Below are 12,640 nucleotides of genomic sequence, written 5' to 3' on the forward strand. Positions count from 1 at the left end.
TAATAAGGGGCCGTTAAAAATGAGCTATGTCAAAGCCAATACGATTTTACCTGAAGAGCTATTAAGAGAGTTACAGAAGTATGTGCAAGGAAAGACTATATATATTCCAAAAGAAAAGGGTAATCATCAAGAATGGGGTTCAAGTTCTGGAGAGAGAAAACGAATAGATCAACGAAATCTGCTTATTAAAGAGAGATTTCATTCCGGCTCAACCATTGCAGAGTTGGCAGCTGACTTTTTCCTTTCGACAGAAACCATAAAAAGTATTGTATACTCCAGAAAATAATCAATAAAAACGACTGCTCCATTAAAAAGTAACGGGTTCGGCTTTCGAATACAAAAAATAAATTAGCACACCAATTAGCGGTCCTATTCGCAACTGAATTTGACTGCTGCTTTTTTTTGATATATATAGTGGTTAAAAAATATACGGTAAATCTGCCCTGAATTTCGAACCCCTTTTAATTGGTGTGATAAGTTTTTGTCAGCATGAAAATTCACATGCTAGTTGATTTCATCCTTCATTGTGAGTAACCTCTGAATGTTTAAATAAGGGGAGTTTTTTCCTTTATCCTGCAGAATAGGGCTAGGATCGGGGGGATAAGGGGAGTTTTTCCCTTTAAGGCAAGTAAAAGAGATCAATTTTCATGCTTTTGGAGTAAATAGATGGAATTTTTCCCTCTATTCTCTCTATTTTTCGTGCTATATTCTAAATAAGAGGAGTTTCTCCCCTTATTTTAGCAGCTTATTTTCTGGATATTCTTGTAGATTTGGAAATCGCTAACCAGTGCTTATCTTGGGATAAAAAATGCTTGGAGCATATGTCTCCAAGCATTTTTCTTGTTGGTTTTCTTGCCAAATTGCTTTTTGATTTTGGTGTGAATTACTATACGAAAAGCAATGTTAATTCATATTTTGTACTTCAAAACAGAACCACTTACTTAAAAAGCGGTTCGTTTTTTTATGGTGACTTTTATTAATAAAAATGATTACTATAGGATTCCGTATGATCTTCACTTACTATTAGGATAGATAGACGGCTCTTGAATAACGTTAGGGAGGAATTACTATGAACAAGGGGATAGAACTAAAGAAAATAATAGATGAAAGCAGCCGGAAGCTTGGTTTGTCAGGTGCAGTATACGTAAAGCAGGGTAAGGATGTCTTATCAGAAATTGCATATGACTATGCCAATAGAGTGGAAGAAATCCCTAATACGATACATACCCGCTTTGGGATCGCTTCGGGGTGCAAGTTGTTTACAGCGATCGGAATTTGTCAATTAGTTGATCGGGGTGTACTTTCATTTGATACTCCATTAAAGGAGTGCTTAAATATTGACTTTCCTTATTTCAGTGAATCCGTTACTATACACCATCTATTAACCCATACTTCTGGAATACCAGATTACTTTGATGAGGAAGTCATGAATGATTATGAAGATTTGTGGAAAGAAAGACCTGTTTATCAGATGAGGTCGCTAAAGGACTTTTTACCACTTTTTCAGACTAATAAGATGAAATTTGAACCGGGTGAACGGTTTCACTACAATAATGCCGGTTATATCCTGTTAGGATTGATCATTGAACAACAAACAGGTAAAGATTTTGCTGATTACATTGGATCGGAAGTTTTTCAGAAAGCGGATATGAAGAGTTCAGGTTACTTTTCAATGGATCAACTTCCCCGTAACACGGCAATGGGGTATATTCACAATAAAGAAGAGGATACTTGGAGAACAAACATATTCTCTATCCCGGCAAAAGGCGGATCTGACGGCGGCGCATTTACAACGGCCCCTGATATGATAAAACTTTGGGAATCATTATTTGCCTTTACGCTATTAAATGAAGACACCACACGAAAATTGTTGACCCCTCATGTCCTTGTAAAGGGAGAAATTAACTACGGTTATGGCATCTGGATGAATAAAAGAAATAATGATATCTATAAATATCATGTCATGGGTTTCGATCCGGGGGTTAGTTTCCGCGCCTCTGTCTATCCTGATATTCAGTTAAAAGTGGCCATACCTTCTAATAATGAAGCGGATCCATTTGATATAACGAAAGCGATTGAGGATTATTTTTTAAATTGAATTCAAAAAGAAGCGGGGGAAGAATGGTCAACCAGAACGATCTGGCTGATCATTTTTACTATTAGATGAAGATGGATTTTTATTGAGAAATCGAATCACACTAATTATTCCTCTAACAAATAAAAATGTGATGGTTATGGAGAAAAAACTAATGAAGGAGTTCCACCCTTTTTTGTATTTAACCAGTTTTGTGTTTTTTTCAAGGATATCTTCAAAAAATGCCATCGGTACACTAAAAAATAATGACTTGGTCAGGATTCCCGGCAGGCTTGAGTTTTTTGTTAATTGATTGTAGTAAACACAACTTAATGGGAAAAGTAAGAAGTTAAACAAAACACTTATATTAAAGATCTTAAAAAGTCTAACTGGATAGGTTACAAAGCCCTTCTTAGTAACGACTGTATCTAGTAATGAGGAAATGTAACTTTTAATAAAAAATATTATGATCCATTCGTTCATTTGTATCGCAGGTTTTTTTCTTATCAAAGGGAAAAACAATATGATACCGAGAGCAAATAATGAGCGAAGCAGGTATAGTTCAAATTTTCTTTTTCGTTTCATAAAAATCACCTCATTATAGTAATAAGAAATATCTTTTACTAAAAATCAATTTTTATGAAAAAATTGTGGTTGGTGGGACAAGGGGTCAGGTACGTTGTCCCATTTAGGTGTCCCAATTAGGGAAGGAAGGAGAAGGTTACTGGGGAGTAGGCTTTTGGTTGATAAATATGTAAATGGATGCGGCTTAATTGGGTATTTTTGTTAAAGTCAGCATAAAATGAACTAATTCAGCATATATCCGGAAAAGTCCGCATAAATCCATATTTTTCAGCATAAATCCAAATAAGTCAGCATAAATGGTTGAAACGTCAGCATAAATCCTTCATTAGGACGGACCCCCGGCCAAATGAAGGATTTCGTACTTAAGATCTTCAGTTTTTAATGGAAAAGTCTAACAAACGAAAGAAAATCGGAGAAAAAACAGTGTGGATCACGATGATAGGAGAGAAAGTGCAGATGTAAGGTTAATCGTCATCACTTTTAAATCCTGAAATGACGATTAACCTTCAGTTCGATTTTCAAGGTTGAATACCCGCTTATCGATATTTGTTATTCTAGTGTTCAGGTAGTGAAAATCTTCTTCTGAGTTTTGTTTGCTCACTTTTAATAAAGCAATCACATCTTCTGTTTGTGATGCTTCGATTCTGTTGACCGTTTCTTTAATGTCTTTGACATCAGTACGGGTCTCTTTTAATTCACTTCGAAACCCCTTCATTTCACCTTGGATTCCGGTTAATTCACTTCGAAACCCCTTCATTTCACCTTGGATTCCGGTTAATTCACTTCGAAACCCCTTCATTTCACCTTGGATTCCGGTTAACTCACTTCGAAACTCCTTCATTTCACTTTGGATTCCGGTCAATATTTCGATAATTTGCTTGTCCATTTACCTCACCTCCTTCATACCATTATAAAGCATGGGAATTGATCAAGCTACCCTTATGGGACAGGGGGTCAGGTACGTTGTCCCGTTTTGGTGTCTCATTTCGGGAAGGAAGAAGAGGGGGGCTTGGGGAAATCATTTAACTCCCTTAACAGCCACTGTATGATACCACGCTAACTGGACCGTGAACTGGTTGTTTACAGCTCTTTAGTATCCATGAAAGATTACACAGAGGACATTATCTCAAATACGGAAAAAATCTACATTAACCCGGGTGATGATGAAGAGGTCAGTAAGCTGATCCAGAAGGTGAATAGCCAGGGGTAGGGGAAGGATTACTAATTAGCGTTCCATAAGCTATTGAATATGAACAGATCGAATAAAAAGGATTTCTCTTCCCGGAGATTCTTTTTATTGATTCCAGCATTTATCCTCTGTGGGTATAATCGTCAGATTTAAGTTTTTATAAAAGTGTAAAGTCTACTTGACCATGCCTATAAATGTAAAGTATACTATACGTAAAGTTGACTTTACACAAAGCAGGTGAATGGATGAAAAATAATATTAAAGAGCTGCGGGCCGAAAGAAGGTTAACACAAGATCAGCTTGCGGCTCAACTGGATGTTTCGAGACAAACCATTATTTCGTTGGAAAGAGAACGGTATAATCCATCCATCAATTTGGCCTTCAAGATTGCGCGTGTTTTTCAATGCAGCATTGAAGATATTTTTATTTATGAGGAGGATAACGAATGAAGAAAAATAAAACTGCCTTCTTGATTCTAGGTGTCATCATGCTGATAAATGCGTTCTTGGTCAACTGGGCTTACTTATCCGCCGGGAAGTTTCCGGAAGGTCTCATGACCATATCTATTACCATCATGAGTTTTTGCATGGCCTATTTAACAGATCACTTTGCAGCAAAAGATGAACGCGCGCAGAAAATCAGGGAACGAGGAGTTTTTGTCAGTTACTTCTGGATGCTCGGCATCATCATAATCCTGATGGCTCTAGTTAATCCCTATGTAGGGCCGGTGCATCTCTCTGCCTATCATTTATTACTCCTGATTGCTTCTATGTATATATCAGTCGTGTTTTTAAATATGGTTTATTATGCGAGGAAATATTGAATGAATCAGCGTGGCTGTCATCAGCTGCACTACTGCAAGAAAAAAAGCCCCGGAAAGTTCACTCAATGAACCCTGGGGCTTTCATCTTGAGGACCATCCACCCAATCAATAAAGAGCGTTCCATCCGTCTGGAGCTCTGCATAAAAGACGTTGGAACTGGAATGGAGTCCTTGCTTGCTTAATTGTTGATCGACCCATTCCTTTGAAATGTTGTAATCCTTAAGGTGTTTCTCATTATAGCGTCCATCTTCGATTATGGGTATGGGGATCGGATAGTGTTTGAGAGCAGGGGCGGCATTCATCCTGTCGGCTTTGGTTAAAGGCTGTGCTGCTTCTTTTTTCAAAACCGAAAGCGTTCCATCTGTTTCAAAAATGGCATAATCCACATCTTTAATCGAAAAGACATTTTTCTTGCGGAGCAGCTCGTTCAGGGCATCTACATCCAGCCTTAATTTACGAAGCTCTCCCTCGAGGATGTTCCCTTCCCGGATCACAACTTTAGGACTTCCTTCCACGGCTTTGCGGATACCTTTGGACTTTAAGTCCAATAATCCCGTCCCCAATGTAAATAGGGTCCAAGCCCCTAAGGCTATCATTCCGTTTCTAACGCTTAAAGTGGAATCGACCGCAAGGGAAGCGCCAAGTGTACCCAAAGAGATGGCCGAGACAAAGTTGAAGAAGGTCATCTGTGAAATTTCTTTTCTTCCCATCACCCGTGCCAGGATAAGCAGCGTTAAAAATGCAAGGACCAGCCGGAAGCTCAGTTCCAATATGGTCATGGTTCTCCTCCTTTCAAACAGGGATATGGTTTAGTATGGACAAAATTGACTGTTTCAGTCGAATCATCATAAATATTCATGAAGTGTCCAGTAGTCCTCTAGATGGGCAAAGTGTTTTCATATATAGAACGGGGCTTATCGAAGCAGGGTAGGTCTCTTTTTATTGAGGAATTTTCCTTGAGTAAGTGGCTGGAATTTGAAATAATTGGTAGTAGTTGAAGTGAATTAGGGACTTTTTCTCGTGGTGATAGGTTAGTTGATAAGGGGGGATTTGGTGAAAAAGACCATTCTATTCATGTTCTTACTTTCATTAGGCATTATGGCAGCAGGATGTTTTCAAGGTGAAGAAAGAATCGGGCATTCTTCTTTATCAAAAGATGAAATTGAACAATTTACTGAAGAAAAAGGCATTGAACCATTAGCGGTAGAAGAAGTACAGGATTCTTCATTGGTTTTATATGAAAATGGCATTTATTATTTGTCTGAACAAAATGGCAAGCTGACAGTGAACCAAACTGGATGGTCTGGAAATAGCAAAGAGAAGGTACAAGTTGGGATGACTAGCACAGGAAGCCCCCACGCAAATGTCATTATCCATGACAGTAAACTGTTAAAAGAAGCAGATGAGGTTAAGGTGGAATTTGGAGATGGAAAAACGGTCGTTCAACAAATAGGCAGCACAAACGGATTGCTGATGTTTTATGATAAGAATAAAAGCAATCTATCTATTCCAAGTGAACTTGACTTAACGATTTACAACGATGCAGGTACGGCAATTTATGAAGATGAACTTTAAGTGATGCAGTATCAGGGATATCAGGGGCGGCATTAACACTTTGTATATATGCTTGTTGTAAGGATGTATCAAAAGGAGTGTTGTAATGAAGAAAGGCTGAATTTCAATTATCGGAGGATTCTTCTTGGGTTTGATTATCTCTATCTTTGCGTTGGAATATGATGGCTGGAAGTATATTCTTGTTGATGGAAGCGGAGAAGTAGAAGTAGTGAATGATCTTGATCTTGATTTTAACCTGATTACAAATACTTTTCTCATCATGGTTGGTTCAGGAATTTTTATTTATCTGATGTTGGTGGTTGTCAAAAGGCTGAAGAAACCTGTCTGATGAATAAGGTGTGCTATGCGTACTTTTTTACGCATTTTTGGTTAGGGGTATTTAAGGGTCACCATAATTATCTATATCTTTGAAGACATCAGGGACTACTATGATAAAAGTGGGCTTCCAAAGGAAAAGAGGTTGGGACAAAAGTGTTTTCGTCTGAATAAAACCCAAACTTATTTGAATTCTAATTCAAATAAGTTCAGGTTTTTTATTAGCTTAGTTCAAATGTCTATTTAGTATCTTGCTTGTTCCAGCGGTTGATTGGAGTGCAAGACGAAGACTCCTGCGGGAAAAGTAGCTTATGTGAGACCCCGCAGGACGAACTGCGACGAGGAGGCTCACGGGCTACCCGCGGAAAGCGAAGTCTTGCACGGAAATCATTAGCGGTATTTAGAGTCTAACACTGATAATGTTCGCCTTTAAATAGTTGTTTTTTTGTTTTGTCCCAATCTCAATTACCCAAATTAATATCCAAAAACGCATCATACCTTTGCTTTTCTACGTTTAACTCATACACCCTAATAAAATTCACCTCAAATGCAGGATAAGGTGTCAGCTCTTTATCTGCCAATTCCTCCATTGCTTTTAGATCTTCTTTTGATAGACCAGTAGAAATGTTGCCTCCGTACTGTTCTTTCCCCAGAGTTAAGTGGGGTACAAAGTCATCGAGTTCAAAATATTTTTTTATCACTTCATCTGAAGGTGAAATCTCTTTTACTATTTTTTGATGCAATAAGTGTAATTCATTAGAGTTCACACTTAAATATAATATGTTATCTCCAAAATACTTCGGCTTGCCCAAGGATAATTGGAAAGGTGTGATATTCCCGCATGCCATTTGAATTTTGTCTATCCACTTTCTATCTGGAGTCAATCCTCCTTGTGCTTTCAACGTTATATGAGGTTCCACACCTGATTGACTCATCCATTTGCGTTGAAATTGCTCAATTCGTTCTACATAGTTTACTGGCGGGACAATCCCTATAAAATACTCCACTCTAATTCTTCTCCCCTTCTATTAATTTTTGTTTTGACTAGTTTACCAGAAAATTCTAATAAAAGAACCATAAAAAAAAGGACCCAACATATTAATCACTTAAAATATGTCAGGTCCCTTAATTCAATTATTTACGTTCTATACTATTAGCTCTTTTTAAGGATTCACAGTCGGGAATCCAAAACCGGAAGCATAGTCATCTCCTGCTGCTGAACCGGAGCCGCCAAGGATATCATTATTCGTTGCACGGTCCTGGATTTCAGCACGGAGCTGGGCTGCTGACAGGCCGGAGTTTTCCGCCCAGATCTTTGCAGCAAGGCCGGATACGTGAGGGGTGGCCATCGACGTACCGCTGATAGTGTGGTACGTACCATCGTACCAAGTTGATTCAATGGCACGACCCGGTGCTGACACTTCCACATCACGCACACCGATTACGTAGTCGCCATCTGTGTTTGGATTTCCGCGGGAAGAGAAATCAGCAACGCGGTATGTTCCATTCTCCTGGACATCTTCAAGTGCTGCCACTGCTACCGCATTTTCCAGCGCTCCAGGGTATCCGATCGTATTGGCGCTTGGACCGGAATTTCCTGCTGCTGCGACGACAAGTACCCCTTTGTTATAGGCGTAGTTCACAGCGTCTGTAATCAGCGGACTTTCAGAACTTGCCCCCAGCGACATCGAAATGACCGTATTGACATTTAAGCGGTCAGCTTCATCCGCAGCGTAACGGATAGCGGCTGCAATGTCATCAGAGTAGCCGGAGCCGCGGTCATTCAATACTTTATAGGCCCATAGTTTGGCATCCGGTGCCACGCCATAGATCCCATCACCCGCACCGCCGTCGGCAAGGACTGTGCCTGAAACATGTGTACCGTGGCCGTTCTTATCTTCACAGAAGTTCGTCACGAGGCTTGCTTTTCGTTGGGAGAAATCGTTGCACTGCTCAACATTGTTAGCGAGATCTGAGTGATTTGTGTTGGCGCCGGTATCAAGGACTGCCACCCTCACTCCGCTTCCGCCGGATGTGGCGCTGATGTTTGCATCCTCATACATGGCTTCAATTCCCCAAGGTGTCTGGTCACTTGGAGCGGCTGATGCGTTCGATCCAGGCTTGCCCTCCAATGATACTTCTTCGACAAGTTTGACAGACAGGTTTTTATTCTTTTGCAGGGCAGTATACTGCGCTTCGGTTACTTCGGTCGTAAAGCCTTTCTGGTCGAAGTCCCAGCGAACATCGTAATTCTTTTTAGCGCTGACTTCTGCCTTGTCATTGGTGGATGAAATAAGAACACGGACTTTTTCTGCTTTCTCTGTGGCATCAACCGTACTGGTGTAAGCCGGACTGACCAGAAGAGCACTCATCACGACAGTTCCAAGTATCTTTCCTACTTTCATTTACAACACCCTCTCCATTTTAATCGAACCAACCGTTTAACGTCTCCCTTTAAAAAGCTCGCCTCCTTGCTCGGATCCATTGTCAAGAATCATCTAGTGAAAGAACTATGTAGAGATTCTTACTAAACAGGATTGTAACAGTTTTTTCTAATTTACAGAATAGGCTGAAGATTCTCACTTATGGTAAATACTTGAATATTTGAATGAAGAATTTGTTATTTGAAGGCGATAGAGGAAAATTTTCATCAAACAGAGGGTTGGACAAGCTTTTTTTACAGGAATAAAGTCCTGGATTTTCCCAACCTGTTTTGAAAACTTTTTCCGGGGAGGGGTATTTGTCCAGAATGCACCATGAGTTCTACGTGTGATTTAGAGTGGATTCATACTGTTATAGTAGTAATACAGTGAAGGATAGCTGATTATTAGTGAGCCGGCATAAGGATGACTATAGGGTCATTATATGGGAATTTTTATTAAATTCAGCATAAAACAAAATAAGTCAGCATATATAGGGAAAAGTCAGCATAAATTCATTTTTTTCAGCATAAATCGAAATAAGTCAGCATATATCATGAAAAGTCTGCATAAATCGAACTGAGCCTCACTTGCTGAGGTCGATGGAAGCATGAAGCGGTTTATTATGCATCATGCTTCCTTGTTTTTGTATAAATCTTTTATGACATCTAAGGGGATTCATAGGAAGTGTTTGGTATTTTAAAGAAAGAGATGGGATTGGTACAGAGTGATTTAAAGTCTGTTGATAAAAACCAGGAATTAACGGATAATCAATATGAAAATAGTTAAAATTTAGAATTGTTTAGCAATTTCAGTGTGAGAAGCAATGTACTATCATGTTTTTCAACCCCATTGTGAATATGATTAACTTGAGGTGAGAAGGCAAATGAACCTGGAACTGATGGATGTTTTTCGCATGGAATTTGATTTTTGTTGGGATACAGAGACCTGGTTTTTACCTTTAGAATCTGCTCTTGAAGGTTTGAACTCCACAGATGCAAGCTGGCAGCCCCCTGGGGGAGGGAATACAATTTGGCAAACTGTGAACCATTTAAACTATTACAATGCCGTGCTTGTTAGACAAATCAATGACGCAACCCCCGGAAAAAAGGCATCTGACAAAAAAGCAGCATATGGAGATATCGGTGAGCCGGCAGATCCTAAATGGAAGGCAATCCTGGCAGTGAATACATTTGGAGATGCCGGGGACCCGGCAGATTCTGAAAAATGGAAAGCAGACCTTGCTGAAACACACCTGATTTGTGGGGATTTGCGTAAATCACTGGCACAAATAAATGACAGTCAACTGGATGAGGAACTTGTTGGGGGTCTCGCCCGTCAAATTATGCACAACGTATACCACATCGGGCAGATTGTATTCATTCGCAAACAGCAAGGCTCCTGGCCGGCGGAGCGGGAATAATGAGTGGTCGAAGGTGTGAATTATAGGAGGTTTCTAATTTATGAAGCGAGTGGATGTTACATATGTTCTTCTGTTTGATGAACTGCGCGAAAATGTATTGATGGTAAAAAATATAGGGGAAAACTCTTCTTATTATACCCTTCCAGGAGGGGCGGTTGAACCGGGAGAAACGCTGGAAGAAGCAGCAATTCGCGAAGCAAAAGAAGAGACAGGCTTGGATGTCGAAATAGGTGATGTCTTTTCTGTAAGTGAAGCGTTTTTTGAGGATGCAGGACACCACGTAGTCTTCTTTGTATTTAGAGGGAAGATCAAAGGCGGCGAGATTACGATATCTATGCCGGAAGAAATTGAAGAAGTAACTTGGATGTCTATTCAAGAAGCAGAAGACTACTTACATATAACAGGCAATGCAAAAGGACTGATCAAACGCAGCCCGTCCGCACCATATTTACTTAGAAAAAGAACGAAATATAGTTCCTAAGCGAGCGGTGAGGTTAGGGGAGAGGATGTATTATTTTTGAAAATTATCACAGGAAATAAAGGCTTTGATTTAAATGAATTTCTGAAAAAACCACTATTTGCTCACCTTTCTACTTCATCTAAGGACGGCCCCAGAGAGTCACCTGTCTGGTTTTACTGGGAAGATGAGCATATTTACATCATCGGGACTCCTTCTTCAGACAGTTTTCCAGGAAGAATTGAAGAAAATCCAACGTGTGCCATCGGTATAGTAGAACTCGATCATGTAACAGGAAAAGTACTTCATGCAGGATTCAGAGGTCAAGCAACGGTTGAGCCTTTTGACAAAGGAATTGCCACCCGATTGCTTGAGCGTTATCTGGGACCAGATGAAGAACGTTGGGATCCGAGATTTCAGGGTTTGGGTAAGAGCAATATTTTAATTAAATTTGCACCAGAAACAGTAGTGGTGAGAGACCAGTCTTTTATGCCGAGTATTTGAGTTTAGTAACATGGAGGATCGTTCATGATTATAAAAAGAATTTCCTGCAAGGTAAAAGAAAGTAAAAAAGAAGCTTTTTTTGACCATCAAAAGCAGTGGCAGCCCCTTAGTGAAGTAAATGGGTTTTTAGGTCAATTGGGTGGATGGAGTACTGCAGAACCACTGACTGCTTGTATCTATTCGTTTTGGAAAACGCAAAGAGAGTATGCTTTCTTTATGGAGGAAATACATGATGAAATCGTTGATCGGTCAGGGCAAAGGGGGGCCTACGAATCCATCGATATAAGATTGTTTGAAGAAAACCTTGAGAATGCCGGGATGGCAGCGGGCATACTTGATATTGTTGTACGAGCGAATTATATACGGGCATCCCTTTCACTGGTAAAAGATGCTGCAGTCCGGCACTTTGCCGATATGCAGGAAATTGTCTGGAATCCAGGCATGCAGAAATCAGAAGGAATGCTCGGTGGAACATTCGCCTTCTCCCAAAAGCAGAGAAATCTTTGCCTCGTATTAACTGGATGGGAGAGCGAAGCGGTTCATCGAGGCTATATGGAAGAAAGCCTTCCAAAGTTATTGAAAATGGCAGAAACCAAACATGATGTGTTGGAGCTGACAGGAGAAGAATTTAAAGTTGAGGAAGAATGGCGTGTTTGTCCGGACCGATCGAACTGATGGGGTTTATCCAAAGGGATAGGCTCTTTTTTTACTGGAAGTTTTCCTTGAGTTACGATCTTTAATTTGAAATAATTGGTAGTATCTGAATGATCAAAAAAAGAATTTGAATTGTTAAATCATATATAAAATTGGGAGTCTAACACATATGAAACCTATCAAAAAAGCCTATGGGTATATCACAAGGGTCAAAGAAGAACAGCTTCAGGTATTGGTATTCCGTCATAAAGGCATCCCCGAGGCAGGAATTCAAATTCCTAAAGGCACGGTGGAAGTAAATGAAAGCACGTATAACGCAGTGATGAGAGAAGTGAAAGAAGAAACAGGACTCGAAACCTTCGATGTTAAGAATCTGATAGCAGAAGATCATTGGGAAAATGAAGACGGTGCTGTCCATAATAGGTATTTTTATAAAATCGTTTGTCATGATGAGCGTGACCAATGGGAGCATCAGCCAACAGGTGGCGGAGAAGAAACGGGCCATACTTTTCAATTTTTTTGGATTGCATCTATAGGTGAAGTCGACTTGGTTAGAGGGCATGCAGATTATTTAAACGTCGTTTTGAAAGGCTGTGAAGTTAGTTGTTAGGATATAAAGCA

General features: G+C 39.8%; 16 protein-coding genes. 11 read left to right on the forward strand and 5 right to left on the reverse strand.

Going from position 1 to position 12,640, the window contains the following annotated elements; translation table 11 throughout:
- Positions 1-19: 19 nt before the first annotated feature.
- Both V6B33_RS01655 and V6B33_RS01660 read left to right on the forward strand, forming a co-directional pair.
- Positions 20-286, forward strand: coding sequence for a CD3324 family protein (locus tag V6B33_RS01655; protein ID WP_334215998.1), 267 nt, complete (start codon positions 20-22; stop codon positions 284-286).
- 777 nt (positions 287-1,063) lie between these two features.
- Positions 1,064-2,098: a serine hydrolase domain-containing protein gene (locus tag V6B33_RS01660; protein WP_334216405.1), complete on the forward strand. Its 1,035-nt coding sequence runs from the start codon at positions 1,064-1,066 to the stop codon at positions 2,096-2,098.
- Between the two features lie 27 nt (positions 2,099-2,125).
- On the opposite strand, the gene V6B33_RS01665 is transcribed toward V6B33_RS01660, so the two are convergent.
- Positions 2,126-2,659 carry a CBO0543 family protein gene (locus tag V6B33_RS01665; protein ID WP_334215999.1) on the reverse strand — a complete coding sequence of 178 codons (534 nt, stop codon included), beginning with the start codon at positions 2,657-2,659 and terminating at the stop codon, positions 2,126-2,128.
- Between the two features lie 499 nt (positions 2,660-3,158).
- Positions 3,159-3,545 carry a hypothetical protein gene (locus V6B33_RS01670; RefSeq protein ID WP_334216000.1) on the reverse strand — a complete coding sequence of 129 codons (387 nt, stop codon included), beginning with the start codon at positions 3,543-3,545 and terminating at the stop codon, positions 3,159-3,161.
- Positions 3,546-4,093: 548 nt separating this feature from the next.
- Here V6B33_RS01670 and V6B33_RS01675 point away from each other — a divergent pair.
- Together V6B33_RS01675 and V6B33_RS01680 are read left to right on the forward strand one after the other, a co-directional pair.
- Entirely contained in the window at positions 4,094-4,297 is a 204-nt protein-coding gene (locus V6B33_RS01675; RefSeq protein WP_334216001.1) for a helix-turn-helix transcriptional regulator, read from the forward strand.
- On the forward strand, positions 4,294-4,671 hold the full coding sequence (locus tag V6B33_RS01680) for a hypothetical protein (RefSeq protein ID WP_334216002.1): 378 nt from the start codon (positions 4,294-4,296) through the stop codon (positions 4,669-4,671). The genes V6B33_RS01675 and V6B33_RS01680 overlap by 4 nt, the downstream gene beginning before the upstream one ends.
- A gap of 62 nt (positions 4,672-4,733) precedes the next feature.
- Here V6B33_RS01680 and V6B33_RS01685 read toward each other — a convergent pair whose 3' ends face one another.
- A complete protein-coding gene (locus tag V6B33_RS01685; RefSeq protein WP_334216003.1) occupies positions 4,734-5,450 on the reverse strand; it encodes a DUF421 domain-containing protein in 717 nt (238 codons plus the stop codon).
- A gap of 274 nt (positions 5,451-5,724) precedes the next feature.
- Between V6B33_RS01685 and V6B33_RS01690 the strand changes: the two genes are divergently transcribed.
- Positions 5,725-6,246 (forward strand): hypothetical protein, encoded by a 522-nt coding sequence (locus tag V6B33_RS01690; protein WP_334216004.1) that lies wholly within the window; start codon positions 5,725-5,727, stop codon positions 6,244-6,246.
- 124 nt (positions 6,247-6,370) lie between these two features.
- The gene (locus V6B33_RS01695) at positions 6,371-6,574 is read left to right on the forward strand and encodes a hypothetical protein (protein ID WP_334216005.1); all 204 of its coding nucleotides are present in this window, start codon (positions 6,371-6,373) and stop codon (positions 6,572-6,574) included.
- Between the two features lie 448 nt (positions 6,575-7,022).
- On the opposite strand, the gene V6B33_RS01700 is transcribed toward V6B33_RS01695, so the two are convergent.
- Together V6B33_RS01700 and V6B33_RS01705 are read right to left on the reverse strand one after the other, a co-directional pair.
- A complete protein-coding gene (locus V6B33_RS01700) occupies positions 7,023-7,574 on the reverse strand; it encodes a 2'-5' RNA ligase family protein (protein WP_334216406.1) in 552 nt (183 codons plus the stop codon).
- Between the two features lie 150 nt (positions 7,575-7,724).
- Complete coding sequence (locus V6B33_RS01705) at positions 7,725-8,966, reverse strand: S8 family peptidase (protein WP_334216006.1); 1,242 nt, start codon at positions 8,964-8,966, stop codon at positions 7,725-7,727.
- 901 nt (positions 8,967-9,867) lie between these two features.
- Between V6B33_RS01705 and V6B33_RS01710 the strand changes: the two genes are divergently transcribed.
- The 5 genes from V6B33_RS01710 (at position 9,868) to V6B33_RS01730 (ending at position 12,629) form a co-directional block, all read left to right on the forward strand.
- A complete protein-coding gene (locus tag V6B33_RS01710) occupies positions 9,868-10,404 on the forward strand; it encodes a DinB family protein (RefSeq protein WP_334216007.1) in 537 nt (178 codons plus the stop codon).
- A gap of 40 nt (positions 10,405-10,444) precedes the next feature.
- A complete protein-coding gene (locus V6B33_RS01715; RefSeq protein ID WP_334216008.1) occupies positions 10,445-10,885 on the forward strand; it encodes an NUDIX hydrolase in 441 nt (146 codons plus the stop codon).
- Positions 10,886-10,921: 36 nt separating this feature from the next.
- Positions 10,922-11,365 carry a pyridoxamine 5'-phosphate oxidase family protein gene (locus V6B33_RS01720; RefSeq protein ID WP_334216009.1) on the forward strand — a complete coding sequence of 148 codons (444 nt, stop codon included), beginning with the start codon at positions 10,922-10,924 and terminating at the stop codon, positions 11,363-11,365.
- Positions 11,366-11,389: 24 nt separating this feature from the next.
- A complete protein-coding gene (locus tag V6B33_RS01725) occupies positions 11,390-12,040 on the forward strand; it encodes a YdbC family protein (RefSeq protein ID WP_334216010.1) in 651 nt (216 codons plus the stop codon).
- A 148-nt stretch (positions 12,041-12,188) separates the two neighbouring features.
- Entirely contained in the window at positions 12,189-12,629 is a 441-nt protein-coding gene (locus V6B33_RS01730) for an NUDIX hydrolase (RefSeq protein ID WP_334216011.1), read from the forward strand.
- Positions 12,630-12,640 lie beyond the last annotated feature (11 nt).

Source organism: Mangrovibacillus sp. Mu-81, assembly GCF_036867415.1.
Classification (GTDB): Bacteria; Bacillota; Bacilli; order Bacillales; family Bacillaceae_B; genus Rossellomorea.